At 54.4% G+C, this 19198-nt stretch carries 13 protein-coding genes and 3 tRNA genes; 2 read left to right on the top strand and 14 right to left on the bottom strand.

Annotated features, from left to right (window positions below; all coding sequences use genetic code 11):
* Positions 1 to 107: 107 nt before the first annotated feature.
* From JW814_06905 to JW814_06880, 6 genes are all read right to left on the bottom strand, one after another.
* On the bottom strand, positions 108 to 1022 hold the full coding sequence (locus JW814_06905; protein MBN2071171.1) for a hypothetical protein: 915 nt from the start codon (positions 1020 to 1022) through the stop codon (positions 108 to 110).
* A 174-nt stretch (positions 1023 to 1196) separates the two neighbouring features.
* On the bottom strand, positions 1197 to 2438 hold the full coding sequence (locus tag JW814_06900; protein ID MBN2071170.1) for a hypothetical protein: 1242 nt from the start codon (positions 2436 to 2438) through the stop codon (positions 1197 to 1199).
* Positions 2439 to 2868: 430 nt separating this feature from the next.
* Positions 2869 to 4800, bottom strand: coding sequence for a hypothetical protein (locus tag JW814_06895; GenBank protein MBN2071169.1), 1932 nt, complete (start codon positions 4798 to 4800; stop codon positions 2869 to 2871).
* Between the two features lie 201 nt (positions 4801 to 5001).
* Positions 5002 to 5074, bottom strand: a tRNA-Lys gene (locus JW814_06890).
* A 111-nt stretch (positions 5075 to 5185) separates the two neighbouring features.
* Complete coding sequence (locus JW814_06885; GenBank protein MBN2071168.1) at positions 5186 to 5851, bottom strand: hypothetical protein; 666 nt, start codon at positions 5849 to 5851, stop codon at positions 5186 to 5188.
* A 113-nt stretch (positions 5852 to 5964) separates the two neighbouring features.
* Positions 5965 to 7710 carry a PAS domain-containing protein gene (locus JW814_06880; GenBank protein MBN2071167.1) on the bottom strand — a complete coding sequence of 582 codons (1746 nt, stop codon included), beginning with the start codon at positions 7708 to 7710 and terminating at the stop codon, positions 5965 to 5967.
* 567 nt (positions 7711 to 8277) lie between these two features.
* On the opposite strand from JW814_06880, the gene JW814_06875 reads away from it, so the two are divergent.
* Positions 8278 to 9648 (top strand): FAD-dependent oxidoreductase, encoded by a 1371-nt coding sequence (locus JW814_06875; GenBank protein ID MBN2071166.1) that lies wholly within the window; start codon positions 8278 to 8280, stop codon positions 9646 to 9648.
* A gap of 166 nt (positions 9649 to 9814) precedes the next feature.
* On the opposite strand, the gene JW814_06870 is transcribed toward JW814_06875, so the two are convergent.
* The 4 genes from JW814_06870 to JW814_06855 form a co-directional block, all read right to left on the bottom strand.
* Positions 9815 to 10828, bottom strand: a complete 1014-nt coding sequence (locus JW814_06870) for a DUF4097 family beta strand repeat protein (GenBank protein MBN2071165.1) — start codon at positions 10826 to 10828, stop codon at positions 9815 to 9817.
* A 153-nt stretch (positions 10829 to 10981) separates the two neighbouring features.
* Positions 10982 to 13831, bottom strand: a complete 2850-nt coding sequence (locus JW814_06865; protein ID MBN2071164.1) for a helix-turn-helix domain-containing protein — start codon at positions 13829 to 13831, stop codon at positions 10982 to 10984.
* Complete coding sequence (locus tag JW814_06860; protein ID MBN2071163.1) at positions 13828 to 15477, bottom strand: M14 family metallopeptidase; 1650 nt, start codon at positions 15475 to 15477, stop codon at positions 13828 to 13830. Before JW814_06860 ends, JW814_06865 begins: the two co-directional genes overlap by 4 nt.
* A gap of 135 nt (positions 15478 to 15612) precedes the next feature.
* Entirely contained in the window at positions 15613 to 16050 is a 438-nt protein-coding gene (locus tag JW814_06855; GenBank protein ID MBN2071162.1) for a single-stranded DNA-binding protein, read from the bottom strand.
* A 282-nt stretch (positions 16051 to 16332) separates the two neighbouring features.
* On the opposite strand from JW814_06855, the gene JW814_06850 reads away from it, so the two are divergent.
* Complete coding sequence (locus JW814_06850; protein ID MBN2071161.1) at positions 16333 to 16806, top strand: redoxin domain-containing protein; 474 nt, start codon at positions 16333 to 16335, stop codon at positions 16804 to 16806.
* Positions 16807 to 16955: 149 nt separating this feature from the next.
* Here JW814_06850 and JW814_06845 read toward each other — a convergent pair.
* The 4 genes from JW814_06845 to JW814_06830 all read right to left on the bottom strand — a co-directional run bounded on the left by JW814_06845 (position 16956) and on the right by JW814_06830 (position 19173).
* Positions 16956 to 17031, bottom strand: a tRNA-His gene (locus JW814_06845).
* Between the two features lie 61 nt (positions 17032 to 17092).
* Positions 17093 to 18136 carry an ABC transporter permease gene (locus tag JW814_06840; GenBank protein MBN2071160.1) on the bottom strand — a complete coding sequence of 348 codons (1044 nt, stop codon included), beginning with the start codon at positions 18134 to 18136 and terminating at the stop codon, positions 17093 to 17095.
* On the bottom strand, positions 18117 to 19046 hold the full coding sequence (locus tag JW814_06835) for an ABC transporter ATP-binding protein (protein MBN2071159.1): 930 nt from the start codon (positions 19044 to 19046) through the stop codon (positions 18117 to 18119). Before JW814_06835 ends, JW814_06840 begins: the two co-directional genes overlap by 20 nt.
* A 53-nt stretch (positions 19047 to 19099) precedes the next feature.
* Positions 19100 to 19173, bottom strand: a tRNA-Arg gene (locus tag JW814_06830).
* Between the last annotated feature and the right edge of the window lie 25 nt (positions 19174 to 19198).

Raw genomic sequence — 19198 nt, 5'->3', positions numbered from 1 at the left:
AGCTGATGTTGAAAAAAGGTTATATTGGACTTCCCACAATTTCGTAGACATCTCAAGGTCATGTAGTCAAGTCAGCCAATATTCATGTTTGCCCCGGAAGGAGACTGTCATTCCTTCGTGAACATTATCTGTTCTCCCGGTACGACTACGAGCTTGATCCCGCCCATGGAAATCGAACCGAATGTATCTGTCGCCTCCACGTATAGGAAATGGATGCCCGACCAGAAAACTCGTTCCGGTGCAGAGATGTTTTCAATTGAAACCGCCGTGGCCCACTGTGAGGGATCATCAGGGTAGGTGATGTCCCATCCGTAACGGTATCCGGCGATCTCACCGCCATAGTAGGATGCGTCCCCCTGCCAGGAGAAGTTCAGTGGTGTCCCCGACTTTATCTCCACCGTCTGGAAATACCCGTTTGCCGGTATTGTATAGTCTCCCAGGTGCAACTCCGATATATCGATTCGAAGCCTCGACCCGAATGAGACAAGGAAAATCCTCGCATTCACGTTCCTTGTGAAGATATTAGTGATACTCTTCCCCGGACCTATCGCCTGCACGGCAAAGACGTACTCCCTGTTCAGGCCGATCTCTTCGTCATCCCCGATCAGAACCTCGCTACCCATTCCGTTTCCCGCCGGGTATGCAAACCAGCGGGACCAGAGGTCCTCGTACCTCGACGGATTGGCATTCAGATCCTCGATAATATTGAATGTAGGATTATACGCGCCGCTCGGATCCTCAACCTGATGAAACAAGTACCTGACCCTCTTAACCCCGGTCCCGAGCGCAGCGTGCCAGCTGAGCCTGAACATCGGCGGCATGGTAACAGTTCCTGTGGGATTCCAGCCGGGATAGGTGTCGATTACGACGTAGGGTTCCTGCTCTACTGGCTTAACGCTTTTGCAGGCAGTCATCATCGCCTGATCGTCGTCAATCGGCTGTGTCACATCGCCGCAGCCTGAAAGGCCAAAAGCGAACAGCAATGCGAAAAAGACTATACTACAGCCCACAGTTCTTCTCATATCGGCATCCCTCCTTATCCAGCGAGGGAAAGTGGCGGCTGACCATAAGAGCGTTCAATTACATAATGGGGTCTTTTTAAAAATATCACCCTAAATTCCGGGATGCAAGAAAATTGTATCGCCCCAGGTCGTTCATCATCTCAAATAGACCAATTATATCGATCCTGACATCTGTCAGGGGATCGCCCGGCTGATCCCCCAGTCGAGTATCAGAAGCTCGGCAGGAATAGCCCTTGTACCCGGCCCTTCGGCGGCCTGGAGACCTTGCGGAGCGGAATTGGTCAGCGCTTTGTACAAAGCCCCGTTTTTCGATATCACGACCCCCTCATATTCCATAAACGGCACTGATGCCTCGAGCCGGTCCATGAGATCGCGGCGCATCGCGTCGGCCCTCGCCTGATCTCCTGAGTCCTCGTAAAGCCCGATCGCCCTGATGACATAACCCGGACGCGACGGATCGAGACGGATCGCGGCCAGCGAGAGGTGAAGAGGGATGATTCTCATGCCCTTGCTGCTGGCGGCTGCAGCGCCCCTGTCGAGCGCCTCGGCGACCACGGCAGGTCTGGAAAAAGCCAGTAAGGCAATTATGGAAAGAAGAAGCGCCGCCGCAGCCCAGTCTCTGCGCGAACCGGTTTTCCGGTTCGAGGCACGCCCTGCCAGGCGCGCTCCGTTCAGCGCCTGCACGATCCACGCCAGCCCGCCCAGTGCAGTCGCCGCGCTTATGCCTGTCAATATGTATTCCAGCGTATCCTGCCTCACGGCAAATACTCCGGCATACGCGTTGAAATTCCACAACCATTCAACTCTCGAGAGAAAGAGAAGGGAGATAACTGTAACGCAGGCCATCCACAGCGCCGCGACCGCGTGTTTCGATCGCCCGATAGCGAACAAGCCCATACCGGGACAGATGAAGCCGAACAGCCCCGCGGCGAGGGGCCCCCTGATCCAGTCGGGCGATCGCCTCAGCCTCGGGCCTTCGTGGCTCCCGGCGAGGACGACTGCCCTGGTCCACGCGGAGAAGCCGGATATGACCGCCGCTATCGCCACGAGCATCACAATCGCGCCAAGAGGAGATTCGCGCGTGGACCAGCAGGAGAGCTTCCCCCATATCAACATGACGCCTGCGGTCAGGGCCACGCTGAAGACGGCAAGTCCCGCCCAGAACCTGCTCCTGCGCCCCCTGCCGGTTGCCAGGACAGACAGCGGCCCGGCGAGGTACGAGAGGATCAGGGAAACACCCGACTGCTTGTCTTTTGTCCTTGCCCGCGACGTTCTCCGAACCTTGCCCCTGTTTTTCCTGGAAGGCTGGAGGTACTCAGGAAGTTCCTTTTCATCCTCCACGGACGAAGAAGGTACTTTGGTGCCGGCTTTCTGATCCACGGGATCTATGACATATACCTTTTCCTGTCCACTCATCGTTTCTCCCTCTGCTGCACGATCCGCCGCCGTTAAATCAAGGCGGCATTTTGCGATACCACGCGGAGAAAATTTATCCAAAACAGCACTGCCAGAAGGGGATTTGCGCAAGTTCCATGCCCCCGCCGCGAGCACGAAAAATGGCCCGGGGACTATGGGAGACAACGACAGCAATACAGGTGAAAACGGGAAATAACTAGGGACGCCACGACCGGCATTTTTTCGGGTGATGATGTGACCGACGATGCGTCCGGACGCCGGGAAAGGTGTCGATATCTGCAACACGGGGGTCTATCTCGCCACTTGTGCCTGAAGTAGCGTTATTAATGATCTCGGGATCCAAGAATCCTTGTTTACCTAATAATTTCCTTACTAACACTGAATCTGTTCAAATATCTCTGCAATTCTCCTTGCTGATAAATTCGCATCCTCATTGTTCACACTGCCGGATTATCATCTGAAGGCCTGAATGCTGATCGGCCACGTAGCCATAGTTTCCCAGAATTGACACACTCAAAGCGCGACCTGGCGTGTCGATAGACCCCACGATTTCAGGTGATTCAGGTGTGCTGATATTTATTACCTGTATACCGGATAGTCCATCAGCAATATAGGCATAGTCTCCCAAAACATCCACAAAGTAGGCATATTCCGGAGTATCCATAGATCCCACGATTACTGGTGCTCCAGGATTGGTAATATCCATTATTTGAATGCCGAAGCCTCCATCCGCTACATAGACATAATTTCCGAATATTGAGACACCAATAGCATATCCTGGCGTGTCAACAAATCCGACAATCTCAGGGGTCCCGGGCGTGCTTACATCTATTATCTGAAGACCTGAAGATCCATCTGCTACATAGGCATAGTTACCCGATACTGCTACGCTTAAAGCATCTTGCGGTGTGTCTACAAATCCCACGATCCCACGAGATCTCACCTCGCTTATATCTATAATCTGAAGACCTGTACTAAAATCCGCCACATATGCATAGTCTCCCGATAGGGCAACGGACCTGGCGGAACCTGGCGTATTGATAGACTCCTCAATTCTCAGTGATCCTGATTCCGAAATATCTATAACGTGAATACCTGAAGAGCCCCCCGCTACATACGCATAACCATTTGAGATATCGACATCAAAGACGAAGCCCGACAAACCGATAGATCCGACAACCGAAGGTGATGCAGGTGTGCTTATATCTAATTTCTCAAGACCGGAATACCCGTCCCCCACATAGGCATACCCCCTTAAAACAGCGACGCAACGAACTTCCCCTGGCGTATTGAAAGATCCGGCAAACGGCGGAGACTCAATCGGGGATATATCCAACACCTGAAAAGTAGATCCGGAACCAGCTATGCAGGCGTAATCTCCCGAGACCACAACACTCATTGCAATACCTGTGTCAATTGAATACATGATCTCCGGTGACCCTGGCACGCTTATATCAACTATCTGAAGACCTGAAGTATAATCGGCTATATATGCATATTCTCCCGAGACGGTAACAACGTAGGCCCTGCCCGGCGTGTCTACCGATCCCACGATTTCAGGTGATTCAGGTGTGTTAACATTTATTACTTGAAGACCATAATACTCATCCGCCACATAAGCGTAGCCTCCCGAAACAACAACGTTCAGCGCATTGCCTGGAGTGTCGATCGATCCAACGATTTCAGGATATCCGGGCGTGGTTATATCTATAATCTGAAGACCAGCATCATAGTCAGCTACATAGGCATAGTCTCCCGAGACAACAACGCACCTGGCTGAACCGGGAGTATTTATTGATCCCACGGTTTCGGGTGATCCAGACAGGCTAATGTCTATTATCTGAAGACCGCTCTGCCAAGTCGCTACATAGGCATAGTCACCCAGGATGGCAACACATTCGGCACCGCTTGGAGTGTGTAACGATCCAACGATCTCAGGTGACCCAGGCGTGCTTATATCAACTATCTGAAGACCTGAAGTATAATCGGCTATATACGCATAGTCGCCAAAGACGGCCACGCCCAGGGCGAGATCCGGTGTGTCGACAGATCCCACGATAGTTGGTGATCCAGGAACACTTATATCTATCACTTGAAGACCGGCAGTTTCATCGGCTACATAAGCATAATTTCCCGCAACTGTGACACTCCGGGGACAACCGCCTTGCGTTTTACAAAAGCCGGCAATATGCAGATAACCCTCATAGTTGATACAATTGACTCCACTTCCGTTAGGAGAGAGAGGGTTGTCGCTGCAGGAAGCCATAAGAAAAATAATCATTACTACCATCATTAGCCATGCGGACGACCCTTTACCCATTCCGGCGGGCAAGGCCTGGAGTGTTCCAGATTTACTACTCATAGCCTACTCTCCTCACTGTCGAATTATCCCTCAAAACTTTATATTGGTATTGCAAAATTTATGGATCGGAGAGCACATAATAACATAAATATCAATCATCGCTACAGACAAATTTTGGAATTTAAATGATTTCATAGACATCTAAAGGTCACAGCTAGATTCACTACACTTTAATATTTCGTGATTTAATAAAATAAAAAGTACACCGCCAGGGAATCGAACCCCGAACCTACTGATTAAGAGTCAGTTGCTCTGCCAATTGAGCTAGCGGTGCACACATTCGGATTTGATTTTTCGTGCCCCTAATGTAAACACCCAGCTCTTCAAATGCAAGAGAAAATACCCTTTGCGGTGGACAAAGACTCTTTCCCGGTCTCCGGCCGGACTACGGCTGCCTGACGACAGATTTGATCCCGCCCCAGCTCGCTTCTTCGGTATCGATCAACGCGAGCTTTCCGACCTTGACCTGGAAAGCCAGCCTGGAATTCGTCGGAGCTGTCCCTGTCCATGAAAGGGTCGCTGTCCCGGAGAGCAGAAAGCCGTCGTTCAGGTTCGCCCCTATGATCCACAGTATGTCGAGCCCGTCATTCCCGTCGGCGTAGCTCTGGTCTGAGATCGCCTCGCCGTCGACGACGATGTCGTCTATCAAAATGGATGTCTCGGCATTTGTCGCCCTGGTCCTGACGAATATCTGGTCGAAATCGAAGTACTCCGTCGTGTAATAGAGAGTCGTTCCGCCCAGGCTGAAAGCCACCTGTCGGGTGACTGCGTCGTACGATACGGTGAACGGTTCGGGCTGTCCGCTGATCCAGTCGTACTGCGCCGTCTGCGCGGGCGCTCCGGTATCGTTACCGATATCGAGCTCGAATGTGGCGTATCCTCCCCTGTCTCCGATCCTCCCCTCGGCGACGAACATGGTGTCGCTGAGATACTCGAGCATCTCCGCGTCCGTCTCGAAATGTTCTGTCATGACCTCGGCCGAAGCGGCGCTGAACGAGATGAGGACAAAAATAAAAAGGAGCCCTGGTGAAAATACCTTCGCAATGTTCATAAGCTTCTCCCCTTAAAAAAAAATCAATAATCTTTCTTATCAGACAACGATTATAGCATAAAAATGGAAGTATTTCAATGAATGTGTAGGGGTATTTACCTAATCGACTGGAATCAATTATCTTCCATGACCTTCCGGAGGACTTTCAGAAGATCCTCGCGCCGGTACGGTTTCTGAATGAACCCGGTGAGTCCCTTGCCGGCGAACCTGTTCACCACATCCTGCTCGTTGTAGCCGCTCGACATGATCACCTTCACGTCGCTTTTTATCCTTCGCAGTTCCCTGAACGTCTCCTCTCCGCTCATCCTCGGCATCGTCAGGTCCAGCACGACGCAGGCGATCTCACCGCTGTGTTCCCTGAACAGTTCGAGGGCCTTGACGCCATCTTCGGCTGTCAGAACGTTCATCCCGATCTTCCGGAGCATCGCTTTCCCCACGGCGAGGACCGCATCTTCGTCGTCCACCATCAGGATCGTCCCCTCGCATCTCCATTTCTTATCCTGATCTTCCGTTTTTTCCTGCCGGGCGGGATGGTCGAGAGCGGGAAAGAGCACCTTGACAGTCGTTCCCCTGCCTGGCTCGCTGTAGATCTTGATCGCTCCCTTATGCCCCCGGATGATACCGAGTATCGCCGCCATCCCCAGTCCCCTGCCGGTGAACTTTGTCGTGAAGAAGGGATCGAATATCCTGTTTTTCGTATCATCATCCATTCCGCAACCGGTATCGGACACCTCGATAAAAGCAAATACTCCCTCCTCCAGGTCATCATCAAGGTAGGTCTCCGAGAGGTAGCTCCGGTCGCATTCCATAGCCCCTGTCGAGATCGATACGACTCCGCTCTTTTTCCCGATCGCTTCGGAAGCATTCGTCAGAAGGTTCATCACGACCTGGCGGACCTGGGTGGCGTCGGCCTTTATCGCGGGAAGGTTATCGGTAAAATTATATTTGATGACGACATTCTTCGCCTTCGAGACGTCGAGAAGGTGCGTCATCTCGTCTATTATCTCGTTCAGATCGATTTCGGAAATTATGAACCTGCCCTTTCCCGAATAGGCGAGCATCTGCTTGGTAAGCTCGGCGGCGCGCATCGCGGCGGTCTCGATCGAAGCTATGCTCTCTCTCGCCGGCGATACCGGCGACAGCTCGGAAAGGGCCAGGTCGGCGTTTCCCAGTATCCCGAGCAGAAGATTGTTGAAATCATGGGCGATCCCGCCGGCCAGCACGCCAAGGCTTTCGAGCTTCTGCGCGTGCTGTATCTGCCTTTCGAGGTTGAGACGCTCCTCTTCCGCTTTTTTAATATCGGTCACATCAATACAGACGCCGATCCATCTCAACGGTTTGCCTGAATCGTCGAGGACGGGAGAGCTTCGAGTCGTGCATTGCAGCCATGACCCGTCGGTACCTTTTATCCGGTACTCCTTGACTGAAGGTCCTGTCGCTGTCAGGTTGCTCATCCCGGACTTGTCCAGTTTGGCCCGGTCATCGGGATGTATCATCTCCAACCATTCGTCGACAGTCGAAGGCAGCTTATGCCTGTCCCTGCTCAAATGCCGGTCCAGATTGCCGTACCAGTCCAATTTCCCTGTCTTCGTCTCCCACTCGAAGATGAGGTCTGATGCCGACTCGGCGGCAAGGCGGAATCTTTCCTCGCTTTTTCGCAGCGCCTCTTCCGCCATCTTCCTGTCGGTAATATCAGCATGCGTCCCTACCATCCGGATCGGTTTGCCCTCACTGTCCCGTTCAAGTATCTTTCCCCTGCCCCGGATCCACATATAGGAGCCGTTGCCGCGCAGGAACCTGAACTCGACATCAAAGAGATTCGTCTTGCCGGCGAGGTGGTCGCTGGCTTCCGACTCCACGCGATCGATATCGTCGGGATGTACGCGCTTGGCGAACTCATCGAACCGGTGGGGGACTCGTCCACCTCATATCCTGCCATCGCGTAATAACGCTGGTCGTAATAGACGACACCCGTAGAAACGTTCCAGTCCCACAACCCGTCGTTGGCCACGGCCAGGGCGAAATCGAAACGTTCTTCGCTTTTTCTAAGCTTCGCCTCGATCTGCTCGTGACTCTTGAGCTCCTTCTCGAGTTTCGCCATCTTTTTATTGGTTTTTTCCACAGCCATAAAAATTTTCCATCGATTGATCGACATCGGAAAGCACGGCGCGACTACCCACGGCCTTTATCCCGTGGGGATCACCTACTCGTTGAGAGATACTCTTTTCCCCTGTTAAGAAGCTCGCTTTCGCGCAATGATGTTATTACTATGTCTTAAATTATTCAACATAATTCTTTGCTGTAATAAAAATCCCCGTTGGAGCCGGACATTTTGACAGCGGCGGAAAATAGTTGCATACTGGACATGGATTGTGGAGTCGCGTCAAGCACAGGCATTTTGAAGATTCAAAGATCGAGGAGTTGAGATGAAAAAATACGGCCTGGTCGTCATCGGAGGCGGCCCCGCCGGGATAACCCTGGCGAAGATGCTTGGAAAATCTATGAAGATGGCGGTGATCCGCCCTGAAGACCACAGCATGATCTACTGCGCGATGCCTTATGTCATAGAGGGGTTGATGGAAAGCGGCAAGACGCTGAAAAAAGACAGCCTCGTCACAGACTCGGGAGCCGATCTGATCAGAAAGATGGCAAGCTCGATAAATTTCTCGGCAAAAAAGATCGTTTTCGACGATTCGACATCGATCGGGTGGGATAAGCTCATCATCGCCACCGGCGCCACCCCATTCATCCCCCCTGTTCCCGGCAGCGATCTGAAGGGTGTAATGGGGTTTAAAACTGAAAACGACCTGAGAGCTGTCATGGAGATGCTAGGCGATGGCCTGAAAAGGATAGTCGTCGTCGGGGCCGGCGCGATCGGCATAGAGCTCGCTCTCGCGCTGAAAGCGAGGGGCGCCGAAATCGACCTGGTCGACATGGCCGGTTCTATCCTCCCGAATCTTCTCGATCCCGAGATGTCGGAACAGCCTGGCGAAGAACTGATAGCGGCGGGGATCCACCTGCATCTGAACGAAAAAGTCGTCGAGCTTCGAGGAACCTCTTTCGTAGAAAAGGTGATCCTCGACAAGGGCCAGACGATCGATTTTGTTCAGACCGGCGACTGCACCGGCGAACCTGACAGCCGGCTTCACGGCCTCGTGATATTCGCCGCCGGAATGAAACCGGAGTTATCACTCATCAAGGACAGCCCCGTCGAGCTGGGAAGCGGCGGTATAATAGTAAACGCCCTGATGGAAACGAACATTCCCGGTGTCTTCGCCGTGGGAGACTGCGCGCAGTTCACCAGCGGGATCACCGGCGATCCGGTCCCGGGCAGACTCGCCACCAACGCCGTTCCGATGGCAAGGATTGCGGCGCTTAACATCCTCGGCCGTAGCCGCCGCTACCCCGGATTCTATAACGGCGCGGCAACGAAGGTCGGAGATTATTTTGCCGGGGGGACAGGGCTTACCGAAGCGGCGGCAAAAGCCGCGGGAATCGAACCTGTCTGCGGCTACAGCGAGCTTACAACGCGGTTTCCGATCATGCCGGGAGTAAAAAAGATAAGGACGAAACTCGTAGTTGATTCAGAGACGCGCCGGGTCATAGGAGGACAGCTGGTAAGCGGTGAGCCTGTCACCGGAAGAATAGACCTGATCACTTTCGCCATCCAGAAAGAAGCGACAGTCGACGACCTCGCCCTGCTCAGCTATTCTGCCCAACCGTACCAGTCGTTCTATCCGGCGGCGAACAATATAGTCCTCGCTGCCGAAGATATCATCGGCAAGCTGGATAATTGATCCAGTAAAGGCAGTAGAGCGCCGGTCCGCCGGGCGACCTTTGAGAGAGCAGTGGGAAATACGATCGTCAGGTCAAAAGAAAACGGGATCACGCAACCCCATCGCGTAATCCCGTTTCTGCGAGTAAAAGCCGCAACTTTATGGTCCCCGCATTGCCGAACGGCTTTTACTTTTTCAGAGTGACTTTTCCAGAGGCTGTGCTCATAAAGACCTGTGGCTCGTCGCCCTTTCTGGTAAAGCTCTTTCGCACGTAATCCTCTCCGTGCCTCTCGAATTCTTCCTCGTTGTCAAAATCGAAGGGGCAGCTGATCCGGCCCCTGCGTTTTCTCGCTTCGAACTCGAAATAACCTTTTACCTCGTTGCCGTTGTAATCAAGAGTGACGTCCCCCGAAGCTGTCGAAAGTTCAAGGTCATAAGCGCAGCTCTCGGCGAGTATCACTTCGACCTCTCCGGAAGCGGTCGAGAAACTGCTCGCCCCCTCGAAGATCACATTCTCCACCATGATGGTGCCGCTGGCGCAGCTGAGCTTGAACGCTCCCCTGCACCGCGATACCTCGATATCTCCCGAGGCGGTGCTGAGCCTGAGCGTCCCTTCCATATCGGTCGCGTTTATATCTCCGCTCGCCGTGCTGAGCTTTGATTTTTCGTTCGATTTCTCGATCGTGATGCTGCCGCTTGCCGTGGAGACCTTGTTCCCCCCGTAAGCCTTCTTAAGGGTCACTTCGCCGCTCGCCGTCGATACATTCACGTCCCCCTTCGTATCCTCGACATAGATATCACCGGAAGCGGTGCTGGCTTTTACGCTTCCAAAAGGTCCCGAAGCCTCAAAATCTCCGGACGCGGTCGAAAATTCTATGTCGGTCCCGTTCGGGACTGTCAGGGTCCAGACGACATGGCCGCTCGAGGTCCTTCCATGCCATTCCTCCCTGATCTCGAGCTCGTCCCCATTTTCATCGAATTCGTATTCGAAATCCCCCTGGTCGACTTCATATACCAGATCGACAAGGACTACGTCGGATTTGTGGACCTTTATAATCACGTTTCCGCTCACCGTGCCGATATCGATCTCCTTGACTCCCTTGAACTCCTTGTGTACCTCTTCACCGCCCCTGGCCTGAACGAGGCTCGAAGCGAGAACGACGAACGCGACAGAGATGAATATCGCCAAAATCTTTTTCATCCCGTCCCCCTTTCCTGAAAGTTTATGGCCGCTTTAGGCGGCCTGGTCCGGTTGCCTGTCGCGTATAATACGCGTTCCGGCGCTCTCCGGTCGCCCGGTGTTGCAATCCCGAACCGATTTTTCGTTCGAAATGTCAATTCCGGACGCGGCGGGTCAGATATTTTTCTTTTTATACTCGGATGGGCTCATCCCGGTGAATTTCCTGAAAGCGGTATTGAAAGTCGATTTTGAATAAAACCCCGTGTCATATATTATTTCTGTGATATTCCTGTTTCTATATTCCTCTGAAACGAGTCTTTTCTTCGCCTCTTCTATCCTGTACCTGTTTATATAGTTGCTGAAACTGACAGAGAACCTCTCGTTTATTATCCTCGATAGATGGTTGTAGTGTATCCCGAGGCGCTGCGCCAGTTTTTTCAGTGTAAGGTCGGGATCGAGGTATATCGATTCCTCTTCCATCAGGATAACAAGCCGGTCGAGCGCCGCGTCCATACGCTCGGGGTTGATCGACGAGGTACTGTATTTGAGCCTTTGTTTCTTCCTTTTCCTTCGCTGGAGATCGACATATACAAGGGCGGCGGCTGTCAGAAGGACCGAAATGCTGATCATAATAAAAGAGCTCCGCCTGTAGATCGGAGCCTCTATTTCAAAATCTACCGGTGATTCGATCTTTCCATACTTGCCCCCGTTGCCTATGACCCAAAGATCAAAGCTGTACCTCCCCGGCCTGAGATCATTATAGACCGCCGATCTCGGCTCGCCCGGCATGACGATCTTTCTGTCCCCGTCGACTCCGCCAAGCCTGTATAGAAACCTCAATTTGCCTGGATCGGCGTAATCGAAGGCTGTAAAACGGATCTCTATCCTTTTCGTTCCCCCCGGCAGCACGATCGGCCCCGGCCCACTGCCGTGGCTGATCTCCGCCCCGTCGGCGATGATCGATTCTATCAGCAGGTCGGGCCCGCCGCCGCGCCTTGTCTCGATGGCGCCGTCTATAACCGCCAGCCCCCCGGAGGTGGGATAATAAAAAATGCCGCCGGCGCCTTCGAAGACAGCCGGAGAGCAGAGGCCGCTGCACCGGCTCGATGGCATCCCGTCGGTATCGTCGAGGAGAAAGGACGAAGGGAATCTTCCTCGGCCAGTGACGCAATCGGCCAGAGAATCGGCGAAAACGGAAAAAACACCGTTCTCGCAGCTTATCCAGAGTTTTCCCGAATCGGCCGCCGATATCGAATAGATGAAATCTCCCGGAAGGCCGTCTCTCGATCTGCACCCGGCGATCGTATCTTCAGAGAGAAGTCTGATGCCGTCCCCGTTCGTCCCGGCCCAGAGCCTTCCCCTGTGGTCCTCCAGGAGCGAGATCGCGTCGATCCGCCCGGCCCCCTTTTCCGGAGCTTCTTTCTGAAAAACCGCTCCGGAAAGTCTCCATATTCCGTTTCTCGTCCCGGCGAAGACTGTCCCCTCCGCGTCCTCATAGAGGACCTGGATATTCTGGCCCTTCAGGGCCTCGGCGCTTCCCGGGCGCCCGATCACTCCGCTGCTGAAATAGTTGAGCCCCGCGTCTGTCCCCACCCAGACAGTCCCTGTCCTGTCCTGCAGCAGAGAGGTGACCCTCTCGGAGAGAAGTCCTTCCCTGGTTCCTATATATTGCATCGTCCTCGCCGGGGCGCTCCCCGGCCCGGGAGAACGGTCACCCGTTATTATCGTAAGCCCCGCGTCGAGCGTCCCCACCCAGAACCTCCCTGATCTGTCTATCATCAGGGCGCGGACGATATTACCCGCCAGTCCGCTTTTTCCATCGAGATAACCGGTCGCCTCGCCTTCCTCTATCCTCCAGACCCCCCTGTTCTCCGTCGCGACCCAGAGGACGCCCGCTCCGTCTCCGGTGACGGCGTATACCCTCCCTTCGGGAAGCCCGTTCTTCGAAGTGATCGAACCGGCTCTTTTCTTTCCGAGAGATATCAGCCCGTCTGATTTCGTTCCGGCCCAGATGACGCCGCCCCTGCCTCTCAGCACGGCGGTCACGTGAGAGCTCGCCAGGCCGTTATCGACAAAAAGATCACGGCAGCCGGCGGCCCCCAGGACCTTCAGTCCCTCTACCATCGTCCCGGCAAGGACTTCTCCATCCTCCCCCCCGGTCATCACCGTCACCGGGATCCCATCGACGGCATCGATCCTGTAAAAATGATTTTCACCGGGCCTGAGTGAAAAGATCCCGTTCATCGTCCCTGCCCGGACCTCGCCGCCGGGCAGCGCCAGGACCGAGAGAATGCCTGGATCTGCAAGCCCCTCGTAATAACCGTACCTGCGAGCGCCGCCCCGATCGATCGATACGAGACCGCCCCGCATCGTTCCGGCCCAGAGTCTGCCCTCCTGGTCTTCGTCTATCGCGGTGATTATGTCGTCGGCGAGTCCTTCATTGAGCCCGAAGACCGCAAGATCACCGCCGCTTAACCTGTGCAGTCCGATCTCTGTCCCGAACCATATCTCTCCCCCGCTCCCTTCAGCGACGCAGCTGACATGCTCGCTTCTCAGCCCTTCAGCAAGGCCGTACCTCTTCCACTCGCCATTCTTTATAAAATATATCCCGCCGCCCCCTGTTCCGACCCAGAGGGATGAATCGCTCGCCGCGCAGATCGAACTGATCCTGTTCTCGACGAGCAGGGGGACCTTCCAGCGGTCGAAAAGGGTGAAACCTGCTCCGTCGAAACGAACCAGCCCCGCCGGCGTCCCGATCCATATATACCCGTCGGCGCTCTGCGCGAGGGCGGTTATCTCGTTATGGGGAAGCCCCGAGTCGGCGTTCCATGAGTTTATGACGATACCGGCCGGATCTGTCGCCGCCAGCGTAGTTGAGGCGGTCAAAACGAGGAACAGGGAAAGCAGCGCGGCCCCGGCGCCGGTGGTGAAGAATCGCCCCTTCCGCGGCCGGGCAGACTGGCGCGAGATGGCTGGCCCGATCCTGCCGGCGTCATTATTGTTATCTATCCCTCGAAAAGTCACTGCCTTCTCAAATCGGTAAGATCGAACTTCCTTTCAAGCCCTTCCACTCTGTATACGGGATATATCCCCGGTCTGTTTCGTCCCCACTGCCTCACCGCCACGCGGTTGAGAAATCCCCAGCGGAGAAAACCATCGACAGATTCAGGCTCGAGAAGAAGGGCGGCAATGCGCGCGAGTGGCTGCTCGAGGCTAATATACGAAGACCCCGCCGGTATCGCCGCAGTCGCGGCGGCATATTTTCCGGAGACGTTTATGAAGGCGTGCCCCTGGAAAATCTCGCCCGAAGGCTCTATGCTCTCGATCGAGAACTGCTCCACCTCCGCCGTGACGGCGTTGTTTATCGTGCTTACCGACAGGCCGTGCCTGATGAGGTTATCGACTATATTATCGTTCCCCGGCAGAATGACATACCCTTGCGGAAGGGGGACTGAGCGCGACGGCACCGCTTTCGAAAAATACTCGATCTCGTAATCTTTCGGCTCCCCCGTGTTTCTCACGATGACGCCGTTCCACCACGACGGATACTGGTCGAGAGCCTCTTCGGGGATCTTCTCGTTGACCAGCCGGTAGCTCTTTACCTTCAGATCGAACAGTTTCTCGATCCCGTATTCGAGCATCAGCTCATTCCGGTGAAAACTCGCTTTCGTCTCCCGGTCGGCGGCGAGGGCTATCTCGCGCATCTTGCCGATATTCCTGCCTGTATATTCAAGGATCGACCTGATGAAAGCGTACGACGAGAGGACCCTCGTTTTAAAATCGACGTGGGGATAGTTCTCGTCGAGGATCGAGAATCTGTTTCTCAAGCCGACATAGTTCGAACCGTACCTTCCCTCGACGGCGTGGTTGTTCCATCCTTTCGACGGTTCGAGCCTGTCCCTGAAATTTCCGTACGGCATCGCCAGGTACCCGGAATCCTTCTCCATCATCTTCTCGACCTGGGGAAAGAGCTTCTTCCACATGTAATCCCTGATCTGCCGGGGCGAATTGGGATGAAGGCAGGTCGTGTAAGTCACCTGCGCCCTGTGATACGACCCGTTCTTGGTGTGCATGTCGACGACGAGGACGGGGTCCCATTCGTTCATTATCGCGACCAGCGCGTTTATCTCGGGAGATTCAAGCTTGAGGTAGTCGCGGTTAAGATCGAGATTCTGGCCGTTCGCCCTTTCACCGGCAAGAGCAGGGCCGTTGTCCCGGCGGCTCTCTTCGGAGAGCTTTTCGTTCCCGTCAGCATTGAGATCGGGAATGACGAGTATCACCTGGTTGTCCAGCAGGGAGGCGAGCTCTCCGTTTCCTATCTCCCTGATCAGCATCAGGCAGGCTTCCTTTCCCTCGATCTCTCCAGCGTGGATATTCGCCTGGATCAACACGACATCCTTTCCCGTCATCGCCAGTTCATACCTGCTGCTGATCCCCTCGCGGCTGAGGATGACGAGCGGTACGATCCTTCCCTCGGCAGAGCGGCAAAGGGAAGTTATCCTGACAAAATCGGAATTTCTGCTTACTTCGCCGAGAAAACCGGTGATGTCGGCGTAAAGGGACGTCTCGGCGTAATCTGTCTTTTCCGCCCTGGTCAGCGGTCCCTCCTGCGCGGCGGCCGGAGCTGCCGCGAAAAGCGCGATCAGAAGAAACGGTATTATCCTCTTCATCGTCCAACCTTTCCCTTTCCGGAAAAACTAAAAAAAGCCGGAGTCGATCAATGATCCACTCCGGCTCAACCTTATCGGGCGCTTGACTCGGTGCCCGCCCGAAGGAGGCGGACATCTGCTGATTTTTCAGCGATCCTAGAACGGCAGGTCATCGTCGTCGTCCGCCGGCGGGACCTGGGACCCGTCGTCATCGGCTGGCGCGTCGCGGAATTCATCATCGCCTGACCTTCCGCCTCCGTCTCCGGCACGCCCTAGCATCACCATCTGGTTGGCGATGATCTCTGTCGTATATTTTTTATTCCCTGACTGGTCTTCCCAGCTTCTCGTCTGAATCCGGCCCTCGATATATACCTGCTTCCCTTTCTGCAGATATTGCCCGCAGATCTCGGCGAGTTTTCCGAAAGCGACGACCTTGTGCCACTCAGTCCTTGTCTGCCGTTCTCCTTCGCGGCTCTTGAAATTCTCACTTGTAGCAAGGCTGAAATTGGCGACGGTCGTACCGCTCCCTGTATGCCTGAGCTCCGGGTCGGAGCCGAGATTGCCGACGAGTATAGCTTTGTTTACACCACTCATCACCGCACCTCCTGCGATAGAATAATAATGAACCGTCCCCGGCATCTCTCCTCCACCATACCCCATAAGGTTCGACCCCTATTGTATACACAATCTTTTGACGGTCAAGAAAAAACCTGGCTGCCCCGCCGCCACAAGTGACAAGGTAGATATACTCAAATTGCTTTCCAACGCCGATTCTGCTACAATCCAGCTTGACATGTGACGGGAAACCAACCATAATACTAACAGTTCTTATTTAGGATTTGTTAGTTGTTGGTACAAGGTAGAAAGAGAGGAAAGATGTCAGGATATGCCACAGGCGACAAGGTTCGGGATTTCGAGCTTCTCGAATCGATGGAATCGACCTGGAAACTCTCCGAACATCTTGGCGGGAAGAATATTGTAATGCTTTTATTCCCGCTGGCATTTTCACCGCCTTGCACCGAAGAACTTTGCAGCATGAGAGACGGCTTCCACGAATTCAGGGACCTAGACGCGGAAGTCATCGCGGCCAGTATAGACAGTCCGTTTGTTCTGGCCAAATGGAAAGAAGAACTTGGTCTTCAATTCCCGCTGCTGAGTGACTTTAACACCAAGGTGTGTCAGGAATTCGGCGCGTGCCACGCTGAACTTGGCCCCCTTCACGGCGTAGCAAAAAGATCAGCATTTGTAATAGACAACGAGGGAAAGCTCCGGTACTCATGGATCTCAGATGATCCCGGGGTCCTTCCCAAACTGGAAGAGATCAAAAAGGTGCTGGAAGGCCTGGATTAACCTGGCGCTCGCATCATCTCAGCAAGAGACCCGCTGTCCCCCCCGGGCAGCGGGTTTTCCTTTATACGGACCACCGCAAAAAAATCCGATATTCTAGGGAAATGGATAACGCGACAACGGGACTCGATCGCCGGCAGTGAAAATAAAAATGGGGTGGATAACGGGATTCGAACCCGCGACAACTGGATCCACAATCCAGGGCTCTACCAACTGAGCTATATCCACCACATTGAAATACTAATTTATCTTCAAACTCCTGTTCCTGCAAGTGAAAACGTACGCCGCATCAATACCACCGGAACATCTTCGTGCCGGCATAGATAAGGACGATCCCCACGGCTGAAAGAGCGGCGACGGGGCCGATCGCCCCAGCCAGCCCGGTCCCTTCGTTGAATATCGTCCTCATCGAATCGGTCAGCATCGTCAGGGGAAGTTTCTGTACGACGGGGACCGCCCAGGCGGGGAAGTTGTGGTAGCTGAAAAATATCCCCGAGAGAAGCATCATCGGTAAAGTGATCGCGTTTATAAGGCCGTTTCCCACCCTCGAATTGGCGGTGCGCGACGATATCAGGACCGCCACTCCGGAAAAGGCGAGATTGCCGGCAACGAAGACCGCCGCCAGGGCGGGGATGCTCCCCTGTATCCTGACTCCGAAATAAATATGGACGAATATATAGAGCGCGAGGAACTGTATCCCGTTCGTTACGAGCCGGGTGACGAAATAAGACCCGAGGAACAATTCCTTGTTCACCGGGGTCGCTGCCATGCGCCTGAGCAGTTTTTTCATCCTCAGTTCGATAAGGGACCAGCCGACTCCCCACATCGCCGAATTCATGATGCTCATCGCCAGCAGCCCCGGTACGAGAAAATCGATATACCTCGTTCCCGGCATGTCGAGTGGCGCTATCGAGCTCTCCCTCTCCTCTCCCCAGTGCCTCGCCGCCGCGCGTTCCATCAGGAGCCACGTCCTCTCGGCCTCCGAGTTTCGCGGATCGAAATGATAAAGAAGGGTGTTCTCTTGCGACCTCTCGACCAGCAGGGAGACCTTCCCCTTTTTCAGGGCGAGGAGCGCTTCATCTTTCGAGAGAGGGATGAGTTTCGTCCCCGCTTCGGCGGTCAGCGAATCGACCCAGGCAACATCCGAGTCGGCCGGGGCTTCGGCGCCGCTGACAACGGCTACCTTCGCGACGCTCTTCCCGCCGGAACCGATCGCTATCCCGAGAAGCCAGGAAAGGAGGATCGGAAAGATCATCGCCCAGAATATGATCTCAGGTTCGCGGAAATACTCCTTGAACTGCGCGCCGACGAGGTTACGGAGTGTCCTGATCATGCAGCCTCCTCCCGGTCAGCGAGACAAAGAGGTCGTCGAGGTTCATCTTTCTGCATTCGAGCCTTTTAAGGTCAAGCCGTTCCCTCTCCACGAGGGAGAGCAATCCCGGCAGAACAGCGACGATATCGTCGACGCAGAGCCGCCCCGCCCCGCCGGAGTTCTCCGCCGCGAAGCTTATTACGCCATCAAGCTTCGATATCGAATCGGGGATCGAAGGAGCGCCGAGCGTGAAAGAGATCACTTCGCAGGCTCCATGCTTCTCGAGCAGCTCGTCGAGCGTCCCCTCGGCGATCACCTCGCCCCTGTTCATTATGATGATGCGGTCGCAGAGGTGTTCGGCCTCTTCCATGTAGTGGGTAGTAAGGATCATCGAGGTCCCGTTCGACCTGAGGTTCTGAAGGATATCCCATATCTCCCTGCGCGCGTTAGGATCGAGACCGGTGGTAGGCTCGTCGAGTATCAGGATCGAAGGTTCGTTTATCAGCGCGATCCCCAGGGCGAGCTTCTGCCTCTGCCCTCCGGAGAGGTTCATCGTGTATGATCGGCGCTTCTCTGTCAAACCGACAAGATCGAGTATTTCGGCGATCCCTTCCCCGCCCCGGCCGTAGAACCCTGCAAAGAGTGTCATGATCTCGTCGATGGTGAGTTTGTCGATGAACCTTGTCTCCTGGAGCGATATCCCCATCACCGACCTGAGGTAGCGCTCGTCGCTCTTCCAGTTGCGCCGGTCGATCGAGATCTCTCCCGAGTCGGGTTTTCTCAGCCCCTCGATCATCTCGACCAGCGTGGTCTTGCCTGCGCCGTTGGGCCCGAGGAGTGCGACGAACTCTCCCTTGCGCACCTGGAAAGACACCGAGCGGACAGCGTCGACATCCTTGAACGATTTTGATACTTTTGTGACTTCTATCATGGCGGTTTCCCGTTAAAAAGGCACCCGGAAGGGCCCGGGTGCCCCGAAAAACGCACGCCCGGCAGGATTCGAACCTGCGACCTACGGATTAGAAGTCCGTTGCTCTATCCAGCTGAGCTACGGGCGCATAATAAATGATTCAATAAGTTAGC

Source organism: Candidatus Krumholzibacteriota bacterium, from assembly GCA_016932415.1.
Taxonomy (GTDB): domain Bacteria; phylum Krumholzibacteriota; class Krumholzibacteriia; order Krumholzibacteriales; family Krumholzibacteriaceae; genus Krumholzibacterium.
The sequence above is the reverse complement of the archived record's forward strand: the minus strand, read 5'-3'. Positions and strand labels throughout refer to the sequence as shown.

Bases quoted from the DNA above. Each gene is read 5' to 3' on its own strand.
- JW814_06835 (MBN2071159.1), bottom strand. From the start codon at position 19,046: ATGATAGAAGTCACAAAAGTATCAAAATCGTTCAAGGATGTCGACGCT.
- JW814_06905 (MBN2071171.1), bottom strand. From the start codon at position 1,022: ATGAGAAGAACTGTGGGCTGTAGTATAGTCTTTTTCGCATTGCTGTTC.
- JW814_06885 (MBN2071168.1), bottom strand. From the start codon at position 5,851: ATGAACATTGCGAAGGTATTTTCACCAGGGCTCCTTTTTATTTTTGTC.
- JW814_06860 (MBN2071163.1), bottom strand. From the start codon at position 15,477: ATGAAGAGGATAATACCGTTTCTTCTGATCGCGCTTTTCGCGGCAGCT.
- JW814_06840 (MBN2071160.1), bottom strand. From the start codon at position 18,136: ATGATCAGGACACTCCGTAACCTCGTCGGCGCGCAGTTCAAGGAGTAT.
- JW814_06875 (MBN2071166.1), top strand. From the start codon at position 8,278: ATGAAAAAATACGGCCTGGTCGTCATCGGAGGCGGCCCCGCCGGGATA.
- JW814_06900 (MBN2071170.1), bottom strand. From the start codon at position 2,438: ATGAGTGGACAGGAAAAGGTATATGTCATAGATCCCGTGGATCAGAAA.
- JW814_06855 (MBN2071162.1), bottom strand. From the start codon at position 16,050: ATGAGTGGTGTAAACAAAGCTATACTCGTCGGCAATCTCGGCTCCGAC.
- JW814_06895 (MBN2071169.1), bottom strand. From the start codon at position 4,800: ATGAGTAGTAAATCTGGAACACTCCAGGCCTTGCCCGCCGGAATGGGT.
- JW814_06870 (MBN2071165.1), bottom strand. From the start codon at position 10,828: ATGAAAAAGATTTTGGCGATATTCATCTCTGTCGCGTTCGTCGTTCTC.
- JW814_06850 (MBN2071161.1), top strand. From the start codon at position 16,333: ATGTCAGGATATGCCACAGGCGACAAGGTTCGGGATTTCGAGCTTCTC.